Here is a 25,538-nt window from a genome sequence, read left to right as displayed (position 1 = left end):
GGATTCAGGTTTTGGTGAAGAGCCACAATTTTGTGTTTTTTGTGATATGATGGCAATGGTACAAATCTTTCGAACCACTAGAGGGGGATGGGCATTGAAAAAACGGAAGAAATACGCGGCGGCGAGCGTGGTGTTGGCGTTGGGGCTGCTTGCTCCGGCTGTGTTGCCGACCGCAGCGGGCGCGGAAGACCGAGATGTCGTCAAGCTGCGCATTTTAGAGACGACGGACGTACATATGAATCTTGTCAACTACGATTATTTCAAAGATAGTCCGACGAATGAGTTCGGGTTGTCGAAGACGGCGCGTTTGATCGAGCAGGCGCGCGCTGAGCAGCCGAATACGCTTCTGTTTGACAACGGGGATTTGATTCAAGGAACGCCGCTTGGCGACTATGTGGCCAAAGTGAAGCCGTTGCAAGACGGAGAAGTGCATCCAGCGGTGAAACTGTTGCATTTGTTGAAGTACGATGCGGCGACGGTTGGGAACCATGAGTTCAACTATGGCTTGGATTTCCTCAATGAAGTGTATGACGATGCCAAGCTGCCGATCGTGAATGCGAACGTGTACCGTGACGATCATGACCAAAATCCGGATAACGATGTCAACTATTTCACGCCGTATCAAATTTTAGAGAAAGAAGTCGTTGATGAAGACGGGGAGAAGCATACGCTGAAGATCGGCGTCATCGGCTTTGTGCCGCCGCAAATTATGGATTGGGACAAAGCGAATTTGCAAGGGAAAGTGATTGCGAAAGACATTGTGCAGTCGGCGCAAAAGTATATTCCAAAAATGAAAGCGGAAGGGGCCGATTTGATCGTTGTGCTATCGCACTCAGGCATTGAGACCGGCGGAAACATCCCGAATATGGAAAACGCATCGTATTATTTAACGCAAATTCCGGGGGTCGACGCCGTGTTGACCGGCCACCAGCATAAAAAATTCCCGGCCCTTCCAGGCACGACACCAGATTTTCCGGACGGAAACGGAATCAACAATGAAACCGGCACGATCAACGGTGTTCCGGTGACGATGCCGGGTTCATGGGGCGATACGCTCGGCGTGATCGACTTGACGGTCGAGCAAGTCGACGGGAAATGGAAAGTGACGCAAGCGAAAGCCCAACTTCGTCCAGTGTATGACAAGGCGACGAAAACGCCGCTTGTCGACAGCGACCCGGCCGTTGAGCAGGCGATCCAAGCGGAACATGAAGCGACGATTCAGTACGTCCGCAGTCCGGTTGGAAAAACAACGAGCCCGATCAACAGCTATTTTGCGCTTATCAAAGACGATCCGTCCGTGCAAATCGTCACGAATGCGCAAAAATGGTATGTCGAAAAGATGTTGAAAGGGACGAAATATGAAGGCCTTCCGGTGCTGTCGGCCGGCGCTCCGTTCAAAGCCGGCGGACGCGGTGGGGCGAGCTATTATACCGACATCCCGGCAGGGGAAATTGCCATTAAAAACGTTGCTGATTTGTACTTGTATCCGAACACGGTGTATGCGCTGAAAATTACGGGAGCCGAGTTGAAAGAATGGCTTGAGTGGTCGGCGGGGCAATTCAACCAAATCGACCCGAACAAGACAGACGTTCAGCCGCTCGTCAACAACGACTTCCCGACGTACAACTTCGACATTATTGATGGAGTGACGTACGAGATCGATGTGACCGAGCCGGCGAAATACGACAAAAACCAAAATGTGATCAATCCGAATGCGAACCGGATTAAAAACTTGAAATTCGAAGGCAAGCCAGTGACGCCGAACATGGAATTTATCGTCGCAACGAACAACTATCGGGCGACGACGAACCGGATCATCAATCCGGGCGGGAAAAACACGATTTTGGCTGCGCCGGATGAAAACCGGCAAGTGATCATCGATTACATTCGGGAAAACGGAACGATCAATCCGTCGGCGGATGGCAACTGGCGGTTTGCGCCAGTGAAAGGGAAAGCGCCGGTGACCGTCACGTTTGAATCGTCGCCGGAAGCGCAAAAATACTTGCCGCAAGACGGCAGCATCCGCTATGTCGCCAATTTGCCGAGCGGATTTGCCCAATATGAATTTGCCTTGCCGCTTTGGAAGGAAGAAAAGCCCAACCCGCCAAAGCAGCCGGAGAAGCCAACCACTCCTCCAGGCCAAGTGAAAAAAGTCTACTGGGATGGCGTGGAGCTGAAAAAAGGGCAAATCGGCCGCTTGACGGTGCAAAAGCCGATCAATCTATGGAAACGGACGAATGATGGGCGCCTTGTGTTCGTCCGCATCTTAAAGCCTGGGGAAGTGTACCGCGTCTACGGGTATGACGCGCGCTTCGGCGGGCAGTACGCGGTCGGCGGCGGGTATTACGTGACCGACATCGACACGCACATCCGCTACGAAACGCCGTCGAAGGAGAAGTTGAAGCAAGCAAATGGATGGTAACATCAAACACGGCCTTGTGCCGCCATTCATGGCGGGCAAGGCCGTGTTTTTTGCCTCAATGATAGAGCGGAATGTCTTTACAACGCGATCGCAGGCATCAAGGCCATGCCACCAACCGTGGCTCGGTCCAACGGACGAATTCACCAGTCCACGGTCGGGTTGTGATCGGCCAAGCGATGGTAGAGACGGTCGTTTTTCTAGGAACCCAAACCGAAACCGAACCGCCATTGACTTTGAATTCTCCCCATCCATCACTGTTGATGGTGACGGTGTCACTCCGGTTGCCCGTAAGGTCATAGAACACTTTTCCGGCGTGTTGTTTGCCAACGTACATCCATTTGCTTCCTCCCGGCCCATCGGTGATCAGTGCGGCCAGTCCGGATCCTGGTTTTTCAGTGACGCCTTCCCTTGTCCACCCGATGATGTCGGAGTGATCAAGATAATCATGTTGCGTTCCGTAAGCATAATCCCTGCGCGCGATGAGGAGCGGATCGATTTTGCTTTTCAGCGAAGGAATGTTATATTGTGGAATGCCATAATAGTCACCATAAAAGACGCACGGGTATCCTTCCTGCCGAGTTAGAATAAAGGCGTAAGCCAACGGTTTGAACCATGGGTCGACCCATGACTGCAGCGCTTGGCCGGGTTCGGTGTCATGATTATCAACGAAGGTGACGGCCAATGTCGGTTGATCTTTCATGAGAGTATTGGTCATTAACGTGCGCATATCAAATGCGCCCCCTGATTTGGAAGCGGTATAAAATTTGTTGTGTAACGGGGCATCAAACAAAGACATCGTTCCGTTTGTTTTCGTAATGTAATTGTGCAACTTGTTGATGTCATAGCTCCAATATTCCCCGACGGTAAATAGCGGCTTGCCAGTCTGAGAACGCACATACGACAACCAATCAGGAAAAAAACTGAACTTAATATGCTTGACGGCATCAAGCCGGAACCCATCAATGTTCGTTGTGTTGACATACCATTTCCCCCAGTTTTTCAGCTCGGTCACGACTTCGGGATGATCCATATCAAGGTCGGCATACATTAAGTAGTCATAGTTTCCGTTTTCCGTGTCTACTTCCCAATCCCATGCTTTGCCGATGCCGCGGAATTTGTAAATGCGGCTCAATTTTCGGCTTTCGTCCCAATCAACGCCGTCAAAATGGTACCAGCGCCACTTAAAGCTGGAGTAGGTGTTGCCCCGCCCGGGAAAATCAAATTTCGTCCATGCTTGGATTTGATAGGTGCCCGAGATTTCTTGGTTGCGGTCGGACGGATTGACTTCGACGGCGTCCACCCATTCCGTGCCGTCGGCGCCGCCTTTATGGTCGAACACGACATCGGCGTACACTTGCATTCCAGCGGCGTGGGCGGCTTGAATGGCTTGAAGATATTGAGCTTTTGTTCCGTATTTTGTGCGGACGGTCCCTTTTTGATTGAATTCGCCGAGGTCATACAAGTCGTATACTCCGTACCCTACGTCGCTGCGGCTTGTTCCTTTATAAGCGGGCGGCAGCCAAAGAGCGGTGATGCCAAGGCTGGATAAGTTGTTGGCTTCATTGGCCACTTTGGTCCATAACGCGCCATCATCCGGCAAGTACCATTCAAAATACTGCATCATGGTGCCGTTAAACGGTGCGGCAGCCTTGGCGGGCTGTCCTGTTGGGCAGAACAGCGAGGCAGTGAGCAAAAACGCGAGCAGGAACATCCATCCTTTTCGAATGATGCGGTGAAACGTTAGCACAATGCCCTTCCCCCTTAATCAAATGTTACATTCGACGGTTTGGCTTCCAAAAAATTAAGGGAAACGATTGCATAAAAAGAGTAAAAAGGAAGCAAAACCTCGAACGGTTACGTCTATTATAATTTTTATTTGTAATCGTTTTCAATATCGAATTTAAACAATTTTGAGTTTGACACGAATCGAAAATAGAACAACAGAACGATTCGTTTTTCAACAAGTGGAAAATATAGTTGAAATATTCTGTTTATTCGTATAAGATAAAGATTGATGAAATCGTTTGCATCAACCGTTTTGTGCAAACGATTGCACAAAGAATATAAAAAGGAAAGGAGAGAAGGAAGTTGGCCAAACAAAGGAGAAGGGAGCGGGGGATGATCAAGAAGGCAAGGAGAATGCTATCATTGGTTTTGGCATCGGTGTTGTTGCTGGCATTGACTCCTTTCCAGGCGGTTGCCGCTGCGAACGAGGCAGGAAGTTCTAGCGCTCTAGGGAATGGAGCGCATCGGTGGACGGCCGAATCCACGGCCTCGCAACCACGGACGATCACGCTAGTCGGCAATTTGCAAGATGAGTTGGGCCATACGGCGGAATGGGATCCGGGGGCATTGGCGACGAGGATGCATGATGAAGGGAATGGGCTTTATACATTCACCGGGACGCTGCCAGCCGGGACCTATGAGTACAAAATTGCGGTCAACGGCAGCTGGGATGAAAATTACGGCGCCGGCGGTCGCAATGGCGCAAATCTGGTGTTGAAGCTGGATCGGCAAACCGAGGTGACGTTTTATTACAATGACCGGACGCATGCGATCGCGGATTCGACATGGTATACGGCGATTGCGAAGGAGAAACAGCCGCGTCTTGTCGGGACGGTGCTGCCGGCCATCGGCTATGAGGGGGAGAACAACGGATGGACTCCAGGGACATCGACGGCGCTGTTGACCGATGATGATTTTGACTCGGTGTACACGTTTACGGCGCGGGTGCCGAAAGGATCGTATGAATATAAAATTGTGCTCGGAAACAATTGGAACGAGAGCTACCCACAAGAGAATGCACGCTTAACCGTTTTGGAAACGACAACCATTACATTCTTCTTCAATGCGAAAACAAAAGAGGTGTACACCGACTACAACCCCAATGGCTCTGACGGTGTTGTTCAGAAAGACCGATTAAAACACAATACATGGGATACGCTGTACCGCCAGCCGTTTGGCGCGGTGAAAGCGGGAACGAAGGTAACGCTTCGTCTTGCGGCGAAAAAAGGCGATTTGACGAAAGCGGATGTGTATGTGAAAAATGCGACGACTGGAACCGCCAAAGTCTATCCGATGGAAAAAGTCGGCGTGCTCGGGGATGATGAGTATTGGGAGGCTGCGTTTACTCCTTCTGCGCCGGGGGTATACGGTTATAAATTTATCGCTGTCGATGCCGGGATGAAGGCGGAATATGGCGAAGATACGAAAGAAGGACAATGGGGGAGGGCGGTCGACAAAAATGCAGAGCTGTTCCAGCTGACCGTCTATGATCCGAATTACAAAACACCAGATTGGATGAAAGAAGCGGTTGTGTATCAAATTTTCCCGGATCGGTTCTTTAACGGCAACCCTTCAAATGACAACAGCAAGCAGCAGGCACGCGGGGCGCAGCCGATTGAGCATCGCGATTGGTCGGATTTGCCCGATAATCCGCGCCTGAAAGGAACGAGCGGCTACGATGGCGACGGCGAATGGTCGAATGACTTTTTCGGCGGAGACATCGCTGGAATTGAACAAAAGTTGGATTATTTGCAGTCGCTTGGGGTGAACACGATTTACTTAAATCCGATCGCCAATGCACCATCGAACCATAAATATGATGCGAGCAATTACAAAGAATTGGATCCGATGTTCGGTTCCCCGGAAGAATTCCAATCGTTTGTGCAGGCGCTTGCGAACCGGGGAATGCATCTCATCTTAGACGGGGTGTTCAACCACGTATCCGACGATTCGATTTACTTTGACCGCTACCACCGCTATCCGACCGTCGGCGCGTATGAATATTGGGAAGCGGTTTACGATTTGATGAATGAAAAAGGATTGAGCGAGGAAGAAGCGCGGAAACAAGTGGAAGAGAAGTTCAAACAAGAGGGACAGACGTTCAGCCCGTATGGGTTTCACCTTTGGTTCAATATTGAAAACAAAAAAGTCGATGGCCATTATCAATACCAATCATGGTGGGGCTATGACAGTCTGCCGGAGTTTAAGTCGGTGACGGGGGAAAAAGTGCCGCATCCGAGTGAATTGAACAACGATGCGCTCGCGAATTACATTTTCCGTGAATCGGATTCGGTGGCGAAAAGCTGGATTGCCCGCGGCGCCTCCGGCTGGCGGTTGGATGTGGCCAATGAGGTGGATCCGGCGTTTTGGCGCGAGTTTCGCCAAGAATTGCTTCAAGGGTCGTACGACCGCGGTCCGACGTTAAAAGAGGGGGAGCAGCCGCTCATTTTAGGGGAAATTTGGGATGACGCATCGAAATATTTTCTAGGCGACCAGTACGATTCCGTGATGAACTACCGGTTCCGCGGGGCGGTGCTTGACTTTTTGAAAAACGGAAATGCAGAAGAGGCGGACAAGCGACTGACGGCCATAAGGGAAGACTACCCAAGTGAAGCGTTTTATGCGCTGATGAACTTAATCGGTTCGCATGACACGGCGCGGGCGGTCTTTCTGCTTGGGAACGGAACGGATTCATCCGAGCGGGTGGAGCTTGATCCGAATTATAATGAGGAACTTGGGAAAAAGCGGCTCAAGCTGGCGGTGATTTTGCAGATGGGATACCCGGGAGCGCCGACGATTTATTACGGCGATGAAGCGGGAGTAACAGGCTCAAAAGACCCAGACAACCGCCGCACGTATCCGTGGGGCAAAGAAGATCAAAATCTGTTGTCCCATTATCAGAAAGTGGGGCACATTCGCCAGCACCATCAATCGCTGTTGGCCCATGGCGACATCAAGACGGTGTATGCACAAGGGGATGTATACGTATTTGCCCGCCAATACGGGCGTGAAGCGGCGCTCATTGCCGTCAACCGCGGCAATGAGGACAAGACGGTGGCGCTTGACGTCGCTTCGTTGCTTCCGAACGGCACCGTGCTCACGGATGAGTTGCATGATGGCGGGAAAGCTACGGTCGCTGGCGGAACGTTGACGGTCACGATTCCGGCCCTGGATGGACGGATGATGTTTGGGACGGTGACGGTGGAAATGCCGGCAGCAGTCAGCAATTTGCAGGCGAGCCCTTCGGATGGCCGTGTCATGTTAACGTGGGAAGGAAATGCGTCGAGATACCGAATTTACGAGTCCACGTTAAGAGGGGCCGGTTATACGATGGTGCAAGAGACGGAAACAACTTCGGCTACGATCGGTTCGTTGACGAACGGAACAGCCTATTACTTTGCCGTTGCGGCGGTCGATGAAAACGGGAATGAATCACCGAAGGTCGAAACGAATCGCGTCGTTCCTCATTACCCGCTGACGAGCGACAATGTCCAGTTCGTGACAACGTTAAGCGATGCCACACTGGATTTGTCAAAGCCGCAGCAAGTGGATGTCCATGTCAACATCGACAATGTGACAAGCAAAGGAGCAGCTGATGGGTTGCAAGCGGTGTTGCAAGTGAAAGGCCCGCATGACGAAACATGGAAAGAATACAGAGCGTCCTACCAAGGACAAGACGGCGACGCCAACGTGTTCCGGGCTTCCTTCACTCCGCTCGCCGCAGGGACGTATACGTATCGTTATGCGCTGACGACCAATCTCGGCGAGGAATGGGTGTATACAGCAGAGAAGCAAGTGACGTTTGCGGCAGACAGCAGCGACCAAATAGCGCCAGCAGACGCCATCGAGCTGCGGCAGCCTGCGGTTGAATCCGGACAAGTGAATTTATCATGGACGTTTGTTGGGAAAAAAGATGGAGATGCTTATTTGTTAGCCATCGAGCGCAACGGTGATATCGTGCATACAACCACTTCGATCGGCGATTCATTTACAGACTACGATGTCGAAAACGGCACCGAGTACACGTATGTTGTCAAGTTGTATGACCGCGCCGGCAATGTTGTGGAGTCGAACACGGTCAAGGTGACGCCGGACATTGTGATGGTGAAGGTGATTTTTAAAGTGAAAGCGCCGGATTATACGCCGCTCGATGCCCGCATTACGATTCCGAACAGTCTGAACGGCTGGAACACAGGAGCGTGGGAGATGTCGCGCAACGGTGCGGTGACGCCCGATTGGCAATTTACCGTCGAGGTGCAGGAAGGGGAAACGATCACCTATAAGTATGTGAAAGGCGGATCGTGGGATCAAGAGGGGTTGGCCGACCATACGCGTGAGGACGACAACGATGATGACGTGAGCTACTACGGCTATGGGACGACTGGCACCGACTTGAAAGTGACGGTCCACAATGAAGGAAACAATACGATGATTGTGCAAGACCGCATTTTGCGTTGGATCGATATGCCAGTCGTCATCGAAGAGGTGCAAAAACAAGGGAGTCAAGTGACGATCAAGGGCAATGCCATTAAAAATGGCGTTTTGACGATCAACGGTGAGCGGGTGCCGATTGATGGCCGGATGGCATTCTCGTACACGTTTGCGCCGGCCAGCCATCAAAAAGAAGTGTCGATTCATATTGAACCATCGGCTGAAAGCAAAACAGCCATTTTCAACAACGACGGCGGAGCGATTGCGAAAAACACGAAAGATTATGTGCTGAATTTAGAAACGAAGCAATTGAGCGAAGGGAAGTTGACAACGCCGCCAAGCAACGGCGATTCTCCGGGAAGCGAAACGCCGTCCCATGACGGAGGGGCAACACCAGGCAACGGCACCTCTCCGGGCAGCGGTGGTCCATCGGATGGCGCATCCCCTGGGGGGAGCGTTCCGCCGGGCGGCACAGCTCCACCGGGAAACGAAGCGCCTCCATCCAGACCGCCGCAAAAACCGTCTCCATCGAAACCAAAAGAGAAACCGAGAAAGCCAACCACTCCTCCAGGCCAAGTGAAAAAAGTGTACTGGGATGGCGTGGAGTTGAAAAAAGGGCAAATCGGCCGCTTGACGGTGCAAAAGCCGATCAATCTATGGAAACGGACGAAGGATGGGCGCCTTGTGTTCGTCCGCATCTTACAGCCTGGGGAAGTGTACCGCGTCTACGGGTATGACGCGCGCTTCGGCGGGCAGTACGCGGTCGGCGGCGGGTATTACGTGACCGACATCGACACGCACATTCGCTACGAAACGCCGTCAAAGGAGAAGTTGAAGTTGGTGAATGGGGAGTAAGCAAGAAAGAGAGGCTGTCCGAATGAATGGGGCAGCCTCGCTTTTATATGTGAAAATAACGGCAGGAATTTTACTTATGGTCGGCATATAATAATAAGTGAATGCATTAAGATGAAAAAAGAGGGATATTGTGAGTAATCGAGAATAAGTATATTAAACGTTTGCAATGAATGATAAATGCCGACGTTTAGGTGAAAAGAGTGGTGATCATGAATGAATAAAGAGGTAAGCAAAATAATAAAAGATATTTTTGTGCGTCAAAAAGGATTTGCGAAGACAGAAGACTTAACCAGAGAAGGAGTGAGCAAATATTATATTCGAAAGTTCGAGCAAAATGGAGACATCATTAGGATAAAACGTGGGCTGTACCGTTATGCTGCATTTGAAAATGATCAAAATGAAGAAGTGGTTGAAGTATCAAAAGTGATCCCGAATGGTGTTCTTTGTCTTTTGTCGGCATTGTCTTTTTATGAGTTAACAACTTATAACCCGTGGGAGTACCAAATTGCTATTGAAAGAAAATCAAGGAAACCCAGTTTGCCCGATTATCCGCCAATTAAAATTTTCTATTTTTCAAAAAAACAGTTTGAATATGGAATTGAAGAAGTGGAAATAGGCGGCCATAAAATAAGCATTTATAATCGTGAAAAAACGATTTGCGACATTATTCGATACAGAGAAAAAATAGGAATCGATTTAATGAAAGAAGGTTTGCGAAATTATTTACAAAGTCCTGAAAAAAACATAAATAAACTGGTGGAATGTGCTGAGAAAATGCGCATCAAGACGGTTTTATTAAAATACTTAGAGGTGCTTTTATAATGGGACATGTTAAAAATATACCTGCTTCAGTTGGAGAAAGACTAAAGAATATTGCTAAACAAAGCGGAAAAACCTTTGATTTTATTTTATTGTTGTATTTTCAAGAAAGGTTGCTATATCGACTTTCCATTTCTCATTATCGGGATCAATTTGTTCTAAAAGGCGGTCTCTTTTTATTTTCCTTAACACAATTTAAATCTAGGCCAACCAAAGATATTGACTTTTTAGCCAGACAAATTTCGAATGATATTCAATATATCAAAACTGCGTTTGAGTCCATTTGTGCGTTAGCCGCTGAAGAAGATGGAGTCGAATTTGATGTAAAGGGCATTACGGCTGAACGAATTAAAGAGGGTGCTGATTATGAAGGGATTCGTATTAAAATTCCGGCAGCACTTGGCAAAATAAAAAAGCAATTGCAACTGGATATTGGATTTGGTGATGTCGTGATCCCAAAACCACAAGAGATGCAGTATCCTACTTTATTAAATATGAAGCCCCCAGAAATTCGAGTCTACTCAACTTATTCAGTAATAGCTGAAAAGTTTGAGGCGATGATCTCACTATCTGTTGTCAACAGTAGAATGAAGGATTTTTATGATGTTTTCACGCTTTTATCAACCGAGAATTTTGATGGACGTGTTTTATGGGAAGCCATATTTGAAACCTTTCAAAGACGTCGAACGAATTTAGAAAAAGAACATCCTGTGTTTTCATCTTCTTTTGCAGAAGATGAGAGCCGAAACAAACAGTGGAAGGCATTTTTGCAAAGAACGGGTATAAAAGAAGATCTACAGTTTCCCTTCGTCATGGAGAAAATTCGAGATTTTCTTTTTCCTGTATATGACTCAATTTTAAAAGAAAATGAATATTGGAAAATGTGGAATAGCCGGACTCTTAAATGGGAGTAACGAAGAAGACAACAGCTCAAAAATTAGAAAAGCATAGGGTAGACGAAATGAATGGAGCAGTAATATCTGAGAGCCTGACAAAAACTAGACAAGAAAAACTGGCTGACGGTGATCAACGTGTACCGCTTTTTTCAGCGGTACGACGAATTCATCCTATTTCGCGCAGGAGACTCCCGCTTCAACGACCAAAAGGAGTAAGTGGGAGAGGAATGCGCGTTCTCCCTTTCTTTTGTGTATGATCGAATAAAGACCTGGAGAAAACTGTTCAATAAAGGCACTCCCATAACGGCTGCTCGATGGATGGAGTTGGTTGCAGGAAACGTTGCAACCGTCAAACATCGAGCGTAGGTCTGTCTGTTGTGTGTGGAAGCCAAGTACTGCCAACAGACACACCGAGAGAATCGGCAACGATGCAGGCATGACCTGCGTCGTTGGGCAGTTGTCAACCTGCCCCTGATGCAACCCCTAAGTCAAGGAAGGAGGACGACGTCCGTTTGCACTTCTGGGGAGTTGTAAGCCCCCACTTCAAGCGTTAGCGAAGTGGGGGTAGTTGACTCGCGACGAGGTCATGGGGATTGGCTGGCCGCTGATTGGCAATTTGGACGGCATAAGCAAAGATGAACGGACAACGTGTAAGACATCGACACGCACATTCGCTACGAAACGCCGTCAAAGGAGAAGTTGAAGTTGGTGAATGGGGAGTAAGCAAGAAAGCGAGGCTGTCCGAATGAATGGGGCAGCCTCGCTTTTTGCACGTTATTGTTCACTCGTGACCGTAACCGCCAACCCGTCCGCATCATAGGAAAGGGCAATCACAAGGCCGTCTTTGTGAAATACGAGTGCAGGCGGGTAGCCTTGGCCAGAATCGGACTGTTCATACTGGTTTCCAAATAGCGTGATGAGCTGTTGTTTCAGATTGTTGTAAATCGCTGTGAGCTGATCGTTTGTGTACTCCTGGCCGGCATCGAACGAGTAGCCGTAGAAGGCCAGCTTTCCGTTCTCAAATCCATAGACGAGCAGCGTATGATATCCGAAAAGAGAAGTCGAATAGACCCAGGCTTGGCCGCCGTCTATATTTTCTTGTAGGATAAATTTTGCGGTTTCCAACTTCTTGACTTGAGAAGCGGACATGCCGAGCTTGACTCCGCGGAACAGTTGCTCCATTTTGACTTGATTGAGTTTTGCTTTGGACGGCGTTTCGTATTTTACCCGGGCATCGCGATCGACATAATATCCGCCGCCCAACCCTAACATGCCAGGTTTAAACGTGTAAATGCGATAGACTCCACCGGCTTTTAACGTTTTTATGTAAACTTTCTTCTCTCCTTGCAACTTATAAAGCTCGGTATCTTTTAAAACGGTCAACTTGCCGATCTGTCCCTGCACCAATTCCATGCCGTTCCACCAAACTTTTGCTTGCGCATCGTGGGCGTGAAATGGCGACAGAAGGATTCCGGCGCTTAGCGCTGAGACGGCTAGAAATTTTTTCATGATCTTCATAAAGTATGCTCCTCTCTTACAAAGATGGAAGAATAATATGATCCATTTTAACCTATCTTTCACTCTTTAGCCAAGTCCGTTGGAAATCTTGTTTGACGAAATGTTGACCTTTGCACCGCCAAAGCGGCCTCTTTTTCGTTGAAATCATTCTTTTTTCTCTTTTCTTTTGATGGAAAGGCATCTATGATGAAAGAAAAAGAGAAAGGAAGGAGCGGACGGAAGTGAGAAAATGGGTGCAGACGGCGGCAATCGGAGTGCTGTTGGCTGCGGCCGGATGGCTTTGGATGCCGAGTTCATCAATGGTCAAGGCGGAGGATTGCGGGGAGCTTGTCGGAACGGAAAAAGTGTGGTGGGACGGCGTTGAACTAAAGCCCGGGCAAATCGGCCGGTTGACGGTCACAGCGCCGACAGAGCTATGGTTGTCGAACAAAGCAGTCAGGACGTTGCCAAGCGGCGCGGTGTATCGCGTGTACGCGCTAGGCGGCGGGTATTTCGAGGTCGGCCGAGGATATGCGATTAAGAACGATGCCCGCGTCCGCTATGAAACGCCGTCAAGAGAAAAGTTGGCCGCTGCTTTATGCGTGCAGCGGGCGAAGGCAAACATGGCGGATGTCACGATGAACGGGGTGGCGATCGGCGACTCGCGCGCCAAGGTCGAAGCGATGTACGGCAAGGCGAAGCGGAAGACAAAAAACGCCTACGGCCTATATTGGGAGGCGTATGATCAGGGCGGTTACCAAAACTTTTTGATGGTGAGCTATGACCGTGATCGGGTGGCGGCGATGTACACGAATCAGCCGATTGTCCAAACGAAAAAAGGAACGGGCATCGGAACGGCGAAAACGGTGGTGGAAGCGCGCTACGGCCGGCCGCTTGCGGTGATTCAAAAAAAAGATGGCCTTTACAGCATCCAAAATGATGAATATGATACGTATCTTGTCAACGGCCGCTACATCACCTTCTTTTATGATCGGTACAACAACAACCGAGTGGATGGCGTGCTTGTCGTCAATCGGGCGCTCGAGGATGAAAAGCCCGGGTTTTACGGAACGGCGACGGAGGAGCTGCGCACGGCCTATGAATATCAAATTTTTGATTTAGCAAACGCTGCGCGCCGCTTGCACGGGCTTCCGGCGCTCGCGTGGGATGCGAAGGCGGCGGCGGCCGCCCGTGAACATAGCGAAGATATGGCGGTCCATCACTACTTCTCTCATACGAACTTGCAAGGCCTGTCGCCGTTTGACCGCCTGAAGCGCCATGGCATCGCTTATCGCGTGGCGGGAGAGAACATCGCCTACGGACAATACGATGCGATTTTTGTCCATGAAGCGTGGATGCACTCGCTCGGGCATCGGCAAAATCTTTTATACCCGGACTTTACTCGCCTTGGCGTCGGGGTCGCGTTCAATTCATTCCATCAACCCTACTACTCTCAAGAGTTTTATGCTCCGTGACCGCGGATGATCCTTTCGCTTCTCAAGAGCGTCCCAGCAGTGCTGGGACATTTTTTTGACCAAACAAATGGAAAAAGATCCCCCTTTTTTGTAGAAGTTTGTCGTATAATAGAATCGATTGCAACAAAATGATAGAAAGAGAGGAAAAGGGGACCAGTGGGAAAAGCGAAGAACATCATCCGCATTGGGGTCGGGGCGGTGTTGGCCGCATGGACGGCGCTGCAAGCGACAGAAGCGGATGCCGGAGCGAATGTCGTCTACTGGGAAGGCATGCGCCTTGTGCAGGGGCAAATTGGAAAATTGGAGATCGTGAAACCGATTAACCTATGGAAACGGGAAAACGGGGCGCTGACGTTTGTCCGCGTGTTGCAGCCTGGAGAACAGTACCGGGTGTATTCGTATGACGAGGCGTTTGGCGGCCAATACGGGGTTGGCGGTGGATATTACGTCACCAATATCAAAGGGCATGTCGTGTATAAAACGCCGTCGAGGGAGAAGCTGAAGCTTGTCAATCCGGGGCGGTACGGAGCGAGGCAGTTGGCGGTCGGCACGGTGGTAAAGGAGGTGTCGACGCGCATCGCCTCTGGGGTGGAAAAAGAGGAAATGGAAATCGTCGGCGCGCGCGGCAAGCAGCACGTGTACAAGCTTGACATCGATACGTCGAATGAGAGGATGGCCATTGAGACGGCGCTGTCCAATGATCAAGTGCTTGGCATTGAACCGGTGCTTGAGCAGGCAAAACGGTACGATGGCCGCGACGGAATCGTGCTGGCGGCGGTGAACGGCGATTATTTCAAACAGGATGGTTCGCCGACCGATTTGATGGTGCACCGTGGGGAAATTGTGATAACAAATACGACGCCGGCGGCGGAACGGACGATTTTTGGCATCAGCGCTGATGGGAAGCCGATGATTGGAAACCCGGATGTTCAAATTGGCGTTCGAATTGGACAAGGAAGCTCATATCCCGTCGATGGCATCAACAAGCCGCGGCGCGCTCATCAGTTGATTTTGTACACCCCGTATTTCGCTGCTTCCACGAAAACGAACGCTCTTGGGACGGAAGTCGTGCTGACGAATGTACAAGGGGTGTTGAACGGGAATGGAACGGTCACCGGAACGGTGAAGAAAGTTGTAGTCGGTCAAGGCGATGAACCGCTCCAGCCTGGAGAGCTCGTGCTATCGGGCCATGGCCGGGCGAGCGACTATTTGCGGCAGGCGAAAGAAGGGGATGCGGTGGAAATTTCCCTTCAGTATGACCAGCCCGAATGGAGTGGGGTGAAAGAAGCGCTCGGCGGCCGATACCGGTTGGTGGCGGATGGAAAAGTGCAGCCGTTTTCGATTGAAGGAGTCCATCCGCGTACAGCTGTCGGCATTGACAAGAACGGAAATGTCATGCTCATCGTTGTCGATGGCCGCCAGCCTGCCTATAGCCAAGGAATGACATTGAATGAGCTGGCCAAGCTGATGCATGAGCTTGGCGCCGTCGATGCGATGACGCTCGATGGCGGCGGTTCTTCGACATTTGTCGTCCGCCAGCCAAACGGGCAGCTCAAAGTCGAAAACAAACCGTCTGATGGATTTGCGCGTCCGGTGGCGAATGCGCTTCTTGTTGTGTATAAAGAGACGCAAGAGAACGGGGAAAGCGAAGAAGTGCTTGATGATTTTGAGGCCGAGTCGAAGTGGAATGCATCGGGCGTCAACTATGTGGGGGCTGCGGTCGAGCGGACGACAGAAAAGGTGAGAGAAGGAAAGCAGGCGCTGAAAATTTCATATGATTTCCGCGGGATGCCAGGGACATCCGGCGTCTATGCTAGTCGGGAGGAAGCGATTTGGATTTCGAAACGGCCGCAAGCGATTGGCATGTGGGTGTATGGAGACGGAAGCGGCCATTGGCTGCGCGCCCAGCTGCGGGATGGAAGCGGGCGCCGCATCTGGATCGATTTTGCCCGCCATGTCGATTGGATCGGTTGGAAATATGTCGAAGCCGCTGTGCCTAGCGATGTCGCGCTTCCGCTCATGCTGGAGATGCCGGTGCGTTATATGGAAACGGAAGCGGGACGGAAAAACGCCGGAGCGATTTATATCGACGGCCTTCGCGCCATCTTCCGCTGATGCGCTCGCCTCCCCTGCTTGCCTAGAAGGATGGTGAATGAACAAGGGATGTTGCTCATCGATAGGGGTTCCGAAATCGAGAAAGTCCTTGCATGCTGCTCTTCTAGGCATTTGCATTTCTCTGAAAAGTATTGTATATATTATAAAATGGGCGGATAGGCAAACCACAAGGGAGGCAAAAGTTTGACGATGGACGAGCAAACGTTGTTGGAGCAGTTGCGGAAAAATCCGCCGAAGCTGGTCGGAGGATATAAAAAACAAGGATGGGCGATCAAAGTGTTGGAGCGAATCGCCAATCCGGATGTGGAAGACGAAGGGGACGGCCGGGTGACGGCCAAAGCGGTGCTGCGGGCGCAAGACGGCACGTATTACCCGGCTTTTTTGACAATTGACCTCAATCAACAAGGAAGAGTCGTCGGCGTCTATTTTATCGCTGAAAACAAGGAGCAGTTCGATTTGATTCCGTTCGAATGGGCGAAAGAGTTTCTTGGCAAGCCAGAGCAGGAAATCGTTCCGTTTCGCTACCGGACGCTGAGCAAAATCGACGGCGACAAGCAGCAAACCCATTGGCCGGACTTTCGTTGATCAAGGCTGGCTCTGACAGTCAAAAAGGTGGCTGAAGAGTCGGCCTTATTTTATGCTTTGAAGGGCTTAAGTTCGATTTTTTTCAGAACATATTTTCATTTTGTTTCTTTTCCAGTAAAATTGAAATACATGTTTACTATTTTCATAGATAGCAGGTGAAAGTGTGAGGAGAAAACGGAGAAAAGCATTTTCCATCATCGGATGGCTGGCGGTGTTTTGGTTGTCGTTTTCGCTGTTGGCTGTTCAGGCGGAAGCGGCCCCGTTCCCAAGTGTGGAGCGGCTTGAACAGCATGCCGCCCAGCTTGAGCGGGCGATGAAAGCGGATCAATGGTCCAAGCCGTACCGTCTCTTCAACCAAGTCAAACGCGATTATGAGGCGGCAAAAAAAGAAGTGGCGCGCGTGCGTCCACAAACGGCAAGGGCGCAGTTGGAAAAACGGATCGCGGCCGGAGAACAGACGATGAAAAAGGCTTCCGCCTATATCAGCGCGGTCGAAAGCGGGGAGCGATTGCGCGCCTTGACGGCCAACGTCGACCGGGCGCTGCGGACGGGGGATGTGGATGTTGTGTACGATTCCTATGGTCCGCTGGAATATCAAATGCGCAAAACAGCGATTCTCATCGGCCGCGTTCCGGGAGCGTCGCTGCGCGAAAAGATGGAAGGATGGTTTCAACGCCCGGCTTTGTCTGTCAAGCTGCGTGCCTATTATCCCATCAATATTATGAAAGCCATGGACAAGCTGCTTGATGCGTATGATGAAGGGGATATCGCGCGGGCGGAGCGGTTGCTGTCGCTTTGCGACCGGTGGCTGCCAAACGTGGTGGATGCGGCGACGCGCAAGCAGCTGGCGGTGTATATCGATGATTTTAAAGCGCCGGTTGTCTTAGATGTCGATATCGAATAAACCGGCGCATGTCGGGAGAGGAGAGACGGATATGAATGTGATTCAGCGATGGGCGGCGGCTCTTATGTTGCTTGCGGCTTCATTTTCGGTTTGGAGTCCGCCGGCGGAGGCGGCGACGGCTCCGGCGTCAACGAAGGTGCTCGAAGAAGTGCGGGAGTTGGTTCGTCAGTATTATGTTGAACCCGTAAGCGATCGAGTGTTGAAAGCCAGCACCCCGCAAGATATTGTCAAACAGCTTGACCCGTATTCTGCCTATATGACAAAGGAAGAATACGAGGAGTTTTTGAAGTGGATCGATATGGAGTCTGTCGGCATCGGCGTGATGATTGAGGAAGATGAGGACGGCGTCCACATCATGTCTGTCTTGGACAATGGGCCAGCCGCCCGCGCCGGACTGCAGCCGGGCGATGTGATTCAGGCTGTTGACGGGCAGCCGGTAACGAATGAGACAATGGAAAAAGTATTGAGCTTGATTGCAGGGGAAGAAGGAACGACGGTGGCCGTAACCGTTTGGCGGCCGTCGACCGAGGAAACCGTCAGCGTCACCATCAAGCGGGAAAAAATCGACTGGCCGAACGTTGAGTTCAAACGGCTGGCAGGGAATATCGGCTATATTCAGCTATATAGTTTTGATGAGACAGCGCCTGGTGAGATCGAACGCGCCATTCGCTCGTTAAGCGGGGTGAAAGGGTGGATTTTTGACCTCCGCGACAATCCGGGGGGATATGTGGAAACGGCGCAGCAAATCGCCGGCTTTTTCCCGAATGTGAAACAGGCGTTTCAGTTGCGCGACCGTTCGAATCACCCAGAAGTGTATGCCGCTGTCAAACAGCCGGTGCAAATGGCGGGTCCGATCCGGCTGCTTGTCAACGCGTCGAGCGCGAGCGCATCGGAAATGTTGGCGGCGGCGGTGAAGGAGCAAAAGGCGGCCGTTTTGTATGGGCAACGGACGTTTGGCAAAGGATCGATGCAGGAAATGTTTGAGCTGTCGGACGGCAGCATGTTGAAGTTGACCGTCGCCCACTTTTTCTCGCCAAAAGGGACGCCGATTCATCACGTTGGGGTGAAGCCGGATGTGCCGACGGTTGTCGGTAAAGAGCTGTATGCCGCTCACCGCGATTTGCTGATTGGCCAGCTGAAAGGGTATCAGTCGCTCGGCAAGCTGCGCAATGCGCCGGTCGATAAGACGTTTGTCGTCCGCTTCTCTCGTCCGCTCGCCAATACCGCGGTAAGCGGAGTAAAATTGTATCAATTAGGCGGACAGGAAGCGGCGGTGACGGCGCAAATCCGTCGGGGGACGGAGCTTTTGATCAAACCGGCAGCGAAGCTGGCCAAAGGGCAGAGCTATTTATTGGTCATTCCGCCGGTGTTAAAAAGCAAAGACGGTGTGGCGATGAAAAAAGGCGCTTACATGGAGATTCAAACCGCTGCTTCTACGAAATAAGGCCCTCCCGTCCAGATGCGTTGGATAGCCGTCTGCTCTTGATGGTGCAAAGTTCGGCTGCTTCGACTAAGGCTCGGCTGACAACGGGAGCGCGGTCGTTTTGAACGGAACGATGCAAAGAAAGCTGGCCTCCATCGGTCGTTTGGCGACCATGGGGGCCAGCTTTTTGCAGGTTACTCGTCGCTTGACGGCGTTTCTTGCTTTTCGCTCTGTGCCGGGGAGGATGGGATTGTCACCTTCCAGGACGTCCAATCCGGTTCTGCTTTGTGCAGCAATTCCGGTGGGAAGAGGAACGTCCATGGTTTGCTGGTGTGGGCTTTCACTTCCAGATGGCACGGAAATAATCCGCGGGCGACCATGTCGCCAGCATGATCCCGCACTTCAAGCGGGATTTGTTCAAAATGGATATGTTTGTCGCTGCCGTTGCGAATGAGCAACGTGACGGCTAGTTCACCGGAAGGCAGCTGTTTCGCTTCAATGCCCATGAAGTTCACCTCCCCGGGAGCGGGAGGCGGAACCGAGTCAACGAGGGCTTGCAGCTGTTGGCGCTGCTTGGCCGACAGCGCCTGCTCCCAGCTTTCCTCTAGGTCGAGCCGATGCCGCGATGTCAGTTCAAAGGCGATCTTCCATCCATCTGCAGGCAACTGATCGACGAGCTTGTCCTCGGCGGCGAACAAAAACCGCCACGGGCGGGCCGTCATCGGCGGCAGCTCGCCGAAGGCGCTCATATCAAACTCTTTGCGGGCGATCGCCGTGCCATCCTCGTCAAGCAGCAACAGCCGGATTCGTTCAAAGCGAACCGGCTTCGGCAGCGTGTTGCGCAAAATGGCGACAGCGACAAACCCATCGTTGTATTCGACCAGCTTGACGCCGGAAATGGAAATTTGGTTTGGCTGAAGCGGCGGCAGCTGTTCGTGGTAAAAGCGATAGACGTACGTTTCCTCTGGAGACAGCTGCCAGTCCGGATGAAACGACAGCGTCGTTTTCGTTCCGCCCCCCGGCTGTTCGACATGCTGCGCCGGCAGCTCGGCCTCCGGTTGCGTGCGTTGTTTTCGTCGGAAAATCATAGGGAACCTCCTTTACGAGGCGGCGTGCTGCGCCGCGGTTATGGTTCGTTCGCGGCGGCGGCCGCTTCGTCATCGATGACAAACTGGCTTTTCAAATAGTTCATGGCTGTGGTGCAAATGCCGGCGTCGATCGCTTGCTGCAGCGCGACGAATTCGCGGTAGGCGTCCATTTCAAAGGCGCGGTACGGATCCTCTTGGCCGTAGCTGCGCAAATGAATCCCCTCTTTCAATAAATTCAGTTGATTTAAGTGGCGAATCCAGTGGGCGTCGATGGTTTCGACCATCAAATGCTTAAGCCGCATCGTTTGTTCTTCGTCGCACGGAAGATCGGTGAGCGCCGCTTCAAGCGATTTGTATTCGTCCCAAACAAGTTGGGCGATTTCTTCTTTTTGCTTATGGCGAAGATCATCAATCGGATAGACAAACTGGAAAAAGGCACGGCGCAGCTCGTTGTGCAGTCCTTCGATGTTCCACTCTTCAAAAAAGACGTTTTCTGGACAATAACGGTCGATCGTTTGCGTGATATAACGCTGAATGTGTCGAAGGAGCTCGGACAGCACCTCTGCTTGCTTCAGCGCCAAAACGCGGTCGCGCATATGGTAGATGACTTTGCTTTGTTGGTCGATCACGGTGTCCAATTTCAATAAATGCAATCGCGCCGAATAATGGGCGTTTTCGATCGTTGTTTGCACTTTTTGGACGAACTTGATCGGGTCGGGCGACACGATGCGTCCGGTTTCATCCGTCTCGACTTTGCTTTTCCATTTTTTCAATTCATCTTGATCATACAAGCGGAATAAATCGTCGTCGAGCGAAATGATAAACTGGGAAGACCCCGGATCCCCTTGGCGTCCTGCCCGGCCGCGCAGCTGCATATCAATGCGATGGCTTTCATGCCGCTCTGTGCCGATGATGTGCAGCCCGCCAAGTTCCTTGACGCCTTCTCCAAGCAAAATGTCGGTCCCGCGCCCGGCCATATTGGTTGCGATCATCACTTGCCCTTTTTGCCCAGCGGTCGCGATGATGCGCGCTTCTTCTTCCTCCGTTTTGGCATTGAGCAGGTGGTGAGGGATGCCTGCTTTCGAAAACGCTTCTGACAACCGTTCCGACTGTGCGACCGATGTCGTGCCGATGAGAACGGGACGGCCGATGGCATTCATTTTTTTCACTTCGTCAATAATTTTCCGTACTTTCGCCTCGTACGTCTGGTAGACGAGGTCGTCCCAGTCGGTGCGGCGGGATGGCCGGTTGGTCGGAATCGTAATAACGCGCAGCCGGTACGTTTGCCAAAATTCTTCTTTCGACGGCGTAGCGCTGCCGGTCATCCCGGCTAGCTTCTCATACATGCGAAAATAGTTTTGGATCGTAATCGTTGCTTGGATGTCGTTTTCTTCGGTGATTTCCACACCTTCTTTCGCTTCAATGGCTTGATGCAGGCCGTCGCTGAACGAGCGCCCTTCCATCACCCGGCCGGTGAACGGGTCAACGATCATCACTTTGCCGTTTTTGACGATGTAATCGACATCCCGCCGCATGATAAACCAAGCGCGCAGCGACTGCATCGCGTGATGGAGCAGCACGTGATGCTCCCAGTCGTATAGATTGTCGATGCCAAACGCCCGCTCGATTTTTTGCGCCCCTTCTTCGGTGAGGAAAATTTGTTTCGTCTCCGGGGACCGTTCATACTCTTTTCCTTCTTCAAAGGTGCGGACGATGCGCGCCATAATCGGGAACAATTCGGCTCCGATTCCCGATTTATTGGCGATGATGAGCGGGGTGCGCGCTTCGTCGATTAAAATGCTGTCGATTTCATCGATGATGGCGTAATACAGCGGGCGCTGCACTTTATCTTCGAGGCGGTACACCATGTTGTCGCGCAAATAATCAAAGCCGAACTCGGTGCCGGTGCCGTACGTGATGTCGGCCGCGTACGCTTCTTTTTTCTCGCTGGCCGTCATTTGCGACACATTCAGGCCGACGGTTAAGCCGAGAAAGCGGAACACACGGCCCATTTGTTCGCAGTCCCGGCGCGCCAAATATTCGTTGGCCGTAATAATGTGGACGCCTTTTCCAAGGAGGGCGTGCAAGTAGCTTGGCAAAGTGGCCGCCAATGTCTTTCCTTCCCCGGTCTGCATTTCGGCGATGTTTCCTTCATGCATCGCCAATCCGCCCATCAGTTGCACGTCGTAATGGCGCAGACCGAGCACGCGCCGCGCCGCCTCCCGGACGACGGCAAACGCCTCGGTTTTTATGTCATCGAGCGTCTCACCGCGTTCGAGCCGTTCTTTGAAGGCAACCGTTTTTTGGCGCAGTTGTTCATCGCTCAGCGAAGAAATGGTTGGTTCCCATTCATTGATTTGCGCCGCCAGCTTGGCAAGACGCTGCACTTCTCGCGCGCTTTCGTCAAATAGTTGCTTTACTTTTGCAAACATATGTCCCATTCCTCTCCTAGACAGGCATGATTCACACCAAGTGCTCTAAAACCTAATTATAGCACAAGATGTTTCCTGTGGAGGGAGGATGTAAAATGTGGAATCGTTCGCCGGATTGGCGCTCGAGCTTCTCGCGGCAAGGGAAAAAGAAATTTTCCATCCTTGGGGACAAAAAAGGGGTGTAAAAAAAGATTGATTTACTCATCGTATATGGTAACATAAAGATGATGTGTGTTTCCGCGATTTTATAAGGCCAAGGTGATTGCACATGAATATGGAAGCATTTGCCGCATGTTTGGCTTCGTTTATCACAGTATTGGTCATCACCCCGTTCGTGATCAAGCTCGCGGTCAAAATTGGCGCGGTCGATCGGCCGAACGGGAGAAAAGTGCATACAAAAGTCATGCCAAGGCTTGGCGGATTGGCCATTTTTATCGGTGTCGCCGTCGGCTATTTTGTCGGCGGGGTGTATAAAGAGCAAGTGACGGGGATGACGGTCGGCGCCATCATCATCGTGCTCGTCGGGATGCTCGACGATTTGTACGAGCTGTCGCCAAAAGTGAAGCTGGCCGGCCAGCTGCTGGCGGCGTTCGTCGTTGTTGCTTCCGGGCTGAAGGTCGATCTTTTGACCGTTCCGTTTGTCGGTACGTTTGAGTTGGGGCTGTGGAGCTACCCGATCACGATATTTTGGATTGTCGCGATTACGAACGCCATCAACTTGATCGATGGATTGGATGGATTGTCCGCGGGCATTTCCGCCATTGGGATTGCGGCCATTGCCGTCATGGCGGGCATGGCGGGCAAAATGCTCATTTTCACGCTCTGCTTGATCATCTTAGGCAGCGTCATCGCTTTCTTGTTTTACAACTTCCACCCGGCGAAAATTTTCATGGGGGATACCGGCGCGTTGTTTTTAGGATATGCGATTTCCGTCCTGTCGGTGCTAGGACTTTACAAAAGCGTGACGCTCTTCAGCTTCGTCGTTCCGGTGATCATTTTGGGTGTGCCGATTTTCGATACGACATTTGCCATTATTCGCCGCATTGTGAATAAAAAGCCGATCTCGGCGCCGGATAAGTCGCATCTTCATCATCGGCTGCTGGCCCTTGGCTTTTCGCATCGCAACACGGTGCTGCTCATTTATGCATTTGGCTTGATGTTTGCCATCAGCGCGATTTTGTTCTCCGCCTCGACGTTATGGCAGTCCATTCTTATTGTCTTTGCCTTGATCGTCTTCGGGGAACTGCTTGCTGAACTGATCGGCTTGGTCAATGATCAGTACAAGCCGTTTATGACCTTTATTCGCAAGCTGCTTCGGGGAAGCCGAAAAGTATACGGAAATGACCGATAAATAGCAAATGGGCCGTTTGTGTCATGAAAGGGACAAACGGCTTTTTTCAGGAATTGCCCGTCTTTGGAAAATTATACCCTTGTTTTTCGTTGTTTATGCAGCTTCTGCCGTTCCTTCGCTGATTTTTTGGCGGCAAGGCCAAGATTGCCACAAAACTGTCATTATATATTGACGCAAATGTGATAAACTAAACATGTTTATTCTATATATTTTTTGGATTTGGAGGAACTTGCGATGAATGTGCCAATGTTGGATTTAAGCGAACAGTATGAACAATTGAAGCCGGAGATCATGCGCGTATTGGATGAAGTGATGCGCTCCTCCCGCTTTATTTTAGGGGATTATGTCAAAAAGCTAGAAGCAGATATTGCCGCCTACAGCCGGGCTAGACATGGGATCGGCTGCGGCAACGGAAGCGATGCGATACATATTGCTTTGCAAGCGGCCGGCGTCGGGCCGGGCGATGAAGTCATCACGACGGCGTTCACCTTTTTCGCGACGGCAGGATCGATTGTGCGGGCCGGCGCCAAACCGGTGTTTGTCGATATCGATCCGGTGACGTTCAACATCGATCCAGCGCAAATTGAAGCGGCGGTGACGGAGAAGACGAAAGCCATCATCCCGGTGCATTTGTACGGGCAAATGGCGGATATGGAGGCGATTGCCGCGATTGCCAAGCGGCACGGATTGGCGGTCATTGAGGACGCCGCCCAGGCGATCGGCGCGAAATACAACGGGAAATGCGTTGGCGAGCTTGGGACGGCGGCGACGTACAGCTTCTTCCCGACGAAAAACTTGGGCGCCTACGGGGATGGCGGCATGATCATTACGAATGATGACGAACTGGCGGAAAAATGCCGGGTCATCCGCGTTCATGGCAGCAAGCCGAAATATTACCATCATGTACTTGGCTACAACAGCCGCCTCGATGAGATGCAAGCGGCGATTTTAAGCGTCAAATTCCCGCATCTGGATCGGTGGACGGAACAGCGGCGCAAGCATGCGGCGACGTATACGCGCCTGCTCGAGGAGGCGGTCGGCGACCTTGTTGTGACGCCGAAAGAAGTCGACGGGCGCTATCATGTGTTCCATCAATACACGATTCGAGCGCCGAAGCGCGACGAGCTGCAAGCGTTTTTGAAAGAACAGGGGATCGCGACGATGGTGTACTATCCGCTGCCGCTGCATTTGCAGCCGGTGTTTGCTTCGCTCGGGTATAAGGAAGGGCAGTTGCCGGAGGCGGAAAAAGCGGCGAAAGAAGCGCTGTCGCTGCCGATGTTCCCAGAGCTGAAAGAGGAGCAGCAACAGTACGTCGTGGAGAAAATTGCGGAATTTTACCGTCATTTTGCTTGATCGTCCAACCGGCCAAAGGAAACGTCACTTGCGCACAGCAATGGCGTTTTCTTTGGCGTTGGATCATTTGTTTTGTTCACAACACTTTGTTATTTTATGATAAGGGA

15 protein-coding genes are annotated in these 25,538 nt (G+C 51.3%); 11 read left to right on the top strand and 4 right to left on the bottom strand.

Annotation, left to right across the window (positions count from 1 at the left end; translation table 11 throughout):
- Positions 1 to 94: 94 nt before the first annotated feature.
- Positions 95 to 2,422 carry a bifunctional 2',3'-cyclic-nucleotide 2'-phosphodiesterase/3'-nucleotidase gene (locus GYMC52_RS16530; RefSeq protein WP_013524697.1) on the top strand — a complete coding sequence of 776 codons (2,328 nt, stop codon included), beginning with the start codon at positions 95 to 97 and terminating at the stop codon, positions 2,420 to 2,422.
- A gap of 97 nt (positions 2,423 to 2,519) precedes the next feature.
- Here GYMC52_RS16530 and amyS read toward each other — a convergent pair whose 3' ends face one another.
- Positions 2,520 to 4,169: an alpha-amylase gene (gene amyS / locus GYMC52_RS16525; RefSeq protein WP_013524696.1), complete on the bottom strand. Its 1,650-nt coding sequence runs from the start codon at positions 4,167 to 4,169 to the stop codon at positions 2,520 to 2,522.
- 392 nt (positions 4,170 to 4,561) lie between these two features.
- Between amyS and GYMC52_RS16520 the strand changes: the two genes are divergently transcribed.
- From GYMC52_RS16520 to GYMC52_RS16510, 3 genes are all read left to right on the top strand, one after another.
- Complete coding sequence (locus GYMC52_RS16520) at positions 4,562 to 9,493, top strand: alpha-amylase family glycosyl hydrolase (RefSeq protein WP_015731739.1); 4,932 nt, start codon at positions 4,562 to 4,564, stop codon at positions 9,491 to 9,493.
- Between the two features lie 213 nt (positions 9,494 to 9,706).
- A complete protein-coding gene (locus GYMC52_RS16515) occupies positions 9,707 to 10,315 on the top strand; it encodes a type IV toxin-antitoxin system AbiEi family antitoxin domain-containing protein (RefSeq protein ID WP_013524694.1) in 609 nt (202 codons plus the stop codon).
- Positions 10,315 to 11,226 carry a nucleotidyl transferase AbiEii/AbiGii toxin family protein gene (locus GYMC52_RS16510; RefSeq protein ID WP_013524693.1) on the top strand — a complete coding sequence of 304 codons (912 nt, stop codon included), beginning with the start codon at positions 10,315 to 10,317 and terminating at the stop codon, positions 11,224 to 11,226. Before GYMC52_RS16515 ends, GYMC52_RS16510 begins: the two co-directional genes overlap by 1 nt.
- A gap of 756 nt (positions 11,227 to 11,982) precedes the next feature.
- Here GYMC52_RS16510 and GYMC52_RS16505 read toward each other — a convergent pair.
- Positions 11,983 to 12,726, bottom strand: a complete 744-nt coding sequence (locus GYMC52_RS16505) for a hypothetical protein (RefSeq protein WP_013524692.1) — start codon at positions 12,724 to 12,726, stop codon at positions 11,983 to 11,985.
- A gap of 221 nt (positions 12,727 to 12,947) precedes the next feature.
- On the opposite strand from GYMC52_RS16505, the gene GYMC52_RS16500 reads away from it, so the two are divergent.
- The 5 genes from GYMC52_RS16500 to GYMC52_RS16480 all read left to right on the top strand — a co-directional run bounded on the left by GYMC52_RS16500 (position 12,948) and on the right by GYMC52_RS16480 (position 19,228).
- On the top strand, positions 12,948 to 14,180 hold the full coding sequence (locus GYMC52_RS16500) for a CAP domain-containing protein (RefSeq protein ID WP_013524691.1): 1,233 nt from the start codon (positions 12,948 to 12,950) through the stop codon (positions 14,178 to 14,180).
- Positions 14,181 to 14,336: 156 nt separating this feature from the next.
- Positions 14,337 to 16,295 (top strand): phosphodiester glycosidase family protein, encoded by a 1,959-nt coding sequence (locus tag GYMC52_RS16495; RefSeq protein WP_013524690.1) that lies wholly within the window; start codon positions 14,337 to 14,339, stop codon positions 16,293 to 16,295.
- A gap of 183 nt (positions 16,296 to 16,478) precedes the next feature.
- Positions 16,479 to 16,880, top strand: coding sequence for a hypothetical protein (locus GYMC52_RS16490; RefSeq protein ID WP_013524689.1), 402 nt, complete (start codon positions 16,479 to 16,481; stop codon positions 16,878 to 16,880).
- Positions 16,881 to 17,043: 163 nt separating this feature from the next.
- Entirely contained in the window at positions 17,044 to 17,784 is a 741-nt protein-coding gene (locus GYMC52_RS16485; protein WP_013524688.1) for a hypothetical protein, read from the top strand.
- Between the two features lie 31 nt (positions 17,785 to 17,815).
- The gene (locus GYMC52_RS16480) at positions 17,816 to 19,228 is read left to right on the top strand and encodes a S41 family peptidase (RefSeq protein WP_013524687.1); all 1,413 of its coding nucleotides are present in this window, start codon (positions 17,816 to 17,818) and stop codon (positions 19,226 to 19,228) included.
- Between the two features lie 173 nt (positions 19,229 to 19,401).
- On the opposite strand, the gene GYMC52_RS16475 is transcribed toward GYMC52_RS16480, so the two are convergent.
- Together GYMC52_RS16475 and secA2 are read right to left on the bottom strand one after the other, a co-directional pair.
- Positions 19,402 to 20,295, bottom strand: a complete 894-nt coding sequence (locus GYMC52_RS16475) for an accessory Sec system S-layer assembly protein (RefSeq protein ID WP_013524686.1) — start codon at positions 20,293 to 20,295, stop codon at positions 19,402 to 19,404.
- 38 nt (positions 20,296 to 20,333) lie between these two features.
- Positions 20,334 to 22,727, bottom strand: coding sequence for an accessory Sec system translocase SecA2 (secA2, locus tag GYMC52_RS16470; protein WP_013524685.1), 2,394 nt, complete (start codon positions 22,725 to 22,727; stop codon positions 20,334 to 20,336).
- A 268-nt stretch (positions 22,728 to 22,995) separates the two neighbouring features.
- On the opposite strand from secA2, the gene GYMC52_RS16465 reads away from it, so the two are divergent.
- Positions 22,996 to 24,078, top strand: coding sequence for a glycosyltransferase family 4 protein (locus GYMC52_RS16465; RefSeq protein ID WP_013524684.1), 1,083 nt, complete (start codon positions 22,996 to 22,998; stop codon positions 24,076 to 24,078).
- 234 nt (positions 24,079 to 24,312) lie between these two features.
- Complete coding sequence (locus GYMC52_RS16460) at positions 24,313 to 25,431, top strand: DegT/DnrJ/EryC1/StrS family aminotransferase (protein ID WP_013524683.1); 1,119 nt, start codon at positions 24,313 to 24,315, stop codon at positions 25,429 to 25,431.
- The last annotated feature ends 107 nt before the right edge of the window (positions 25,432 to 25,538 follow it).

Origin of the sequence: Geobacillus sp. Y412MC52, assembly GCF_000174795.2 — a bacterium.
Classification (GTDB): Bacteria; Bacillota; Bacilli; order Bacillales; family Anoxybacillaceae; genus Geobacillus; species Geobacillus thermoleovorans.
The sequence above is the reverse complement of the archived record's forward strand: the minus strand, read 5'-3'. Positions and strand labels throughout refer to the sequence as shown.

Excerpts from the sequence above, each read along its gene's own strand:
- secA2 (WP_013524685.1), bottom strand. The coding sequence starts at position 22,727 with ATGTTTGCAAAAGTAAAGCAACTATTTGACGAAAGCGCGCGAGAAGTG.
- GYMC52_RS16515 (WP_013524694.1), top strand. The coding sequence starts at position 9,707 with ATGAATAAAGAGGTAAGCAAAATAATAAAAGATATTTTTGTGCGTCAA.
- GYMC52_RS16465 (WP_013524684.1), top strand. The coding sequence starts at position 22,996 with ATGAATATGGAAGCATTTGCCGCATGTTTGGCTTCGTTTATCACAGTA.
- GYMC52_RS16520 (WP_015731739.1), top strand. The coding sequence starts at position 4,562 with ATGCTATCATTGGTTTTGGCATCGGTGTTGTTGCTGGCATTGACTCCT.
- GYMC52_RS16475 (WP_013524686.1), bottom strand. The coding sequence starts at position 20,295 with ATGATTTTCCGACGAAAACAACGCACGCAACCGGAGGCCGAGCTGCCG.
- GYMC52_RS16480 (WP_013524687.1), top strand. The coding sequence starts at position 17,816 with ATGAATGTGATTCAGCGATGGGCGGCGGCTCTTATGTTGCTTGCGGCT.
- GYMC52_RS16460 (WP_013524683.1), top strand. The coding sequence starts at position 24,313 with ATGAATGTGCCAATGTTGGATTTAAGCGAACAGTATGAACAATTGAAG.
- GYMC52_RS16510 (WP_013524693.1), top strand. The coding sequence starts at position 10,315 with ATGGGACATGTTAAAAATATACCTGCTTCAGTTGGAGAAAGACTAAAG.
- GYMC52_RS16505 (WP_013524692.1), bottom strand. The coding sequence starts at position 12,726 with ATGAAGATCATGAAAAAATTTCTAGCCGTCTCAGCGCTAAGCGCCGGA.